1 protein-coding gene and 1 pseudogene are annotated in these 1,014 nt (G+C 67.6%); both read left to right on the top strand.

Annotation, left to right across the window (positions count from 1 at the left end):
- Window positions 1–426, top strand: a pseudogene (locus ACFWJO_RS41055) (succinate dehydrogenase/fumarate reductase flavoprotein subunit); the annotation flags it as partial.
- Window positions 426–1,014: succinate dehydrogenase iron-sulfur subunit (gene sdhB, locus ACFWJO_RS41050; protein ID WP_386873525.1), on the top strand; the 589-nt coding region annotated here is incomplete at its 3' end. The pseudogene ACFWJO_RS41055 and the gene sdhB, both read left to right, overlap by 1 nt.

Below are 1,014 nucleotides of genomic sequence, written 5' to 3'. Positions count from 1 at the left end.
GGGTCCGAGCGCGTCGCGGACATCCGCGCCGAGCTCCAGGAGTCCATGGACGCGGACATGCAGGTCTTCCGCGACGAGGACTCGATCCGCCGCGCACTGGCCAAGATCGAGGAGCTGCGCGGCCGCTACGAGAACGTGTCCGTCCAGGACAAGGGCCACCGCTTCAACCTCGACCTGCTCGAGGGCATGGAGCTGGGCTACCTCCTGGACATCGCCGAGGCCATGACCCTCGCGGCCCTGGGCCGCAAGGAGTCCCGCGGCGGGCACTACCGCGAGGACTACCCCGACCGCGACGACGAGAACTTCATGGCGCACACCATGATCTACCGTGACGAGACCGCGGAGATGGAGGGCGTCAAGGGCATCCGCTTCGAGACCAAGCCCGTCGTCGTGACCCGTTACCAGCCGATGGAGCGTAAGTACTGATGAGCCACTCAGCAACCGAGACCGAGGCCCCCGTGGCCCAGGCGCAGACCCAGTCCGCCGGTGGCGGCGCAGGCGAGGTCGAGAGCTTCGACATCGTGCTCAAGGTCCGCCGCTACCTCCCGGAGTCCTCCGAGGAGTCCTACTGGGACGAGTGGCGCCTGACCATGTACGGCACCGACCGCGTGCTGGACGCCCTGCACAAGGTCAAGTGGGACCACGACGGCACCCTGTCGTTCCGCCGCTCCTGCGCCCACGGCGTGTGCGGCTCCGACGCCATGCGCATCAACGGCCGCAACCGCCTGGCCTGCAAGACGCTCCTGAAGGACCTCGACCTGTCCAAGCCCATCCTGGTGGAGCCCATCAAGGGCCTGCCGGTGGAGAAGGACCTGATCGTGGACATGGACCCGTTCTTCCAGTCCTACCGCGAGATCATGCCGTTCCTGGTCGCCGAGGGCCACGCGCCCACCAAGGAGCGCTACCAGTCCCAGGCCGACCGGGCGATCTACGACGACACCACGAAGTGCATCCTGTGCGCCGCGTGCACCTCGTCCTGCCCGGTGTTCTGGACGGACGGCCAGTACTTCGGCC

Origin of the sequence: Streptomyces sp. NPDC127092, assembly GCF_042722475.1 — a bacterium.
GTDB lineage: Bacteria > Actinomycetota > Actinomycetes > Streptomycetales > Streptomycetaceae > Streptomyces.
Note: the sequence above shows the minus strand (reverse complement) of the source record. Positions and strands in the feature narration are given on the sequence as shown.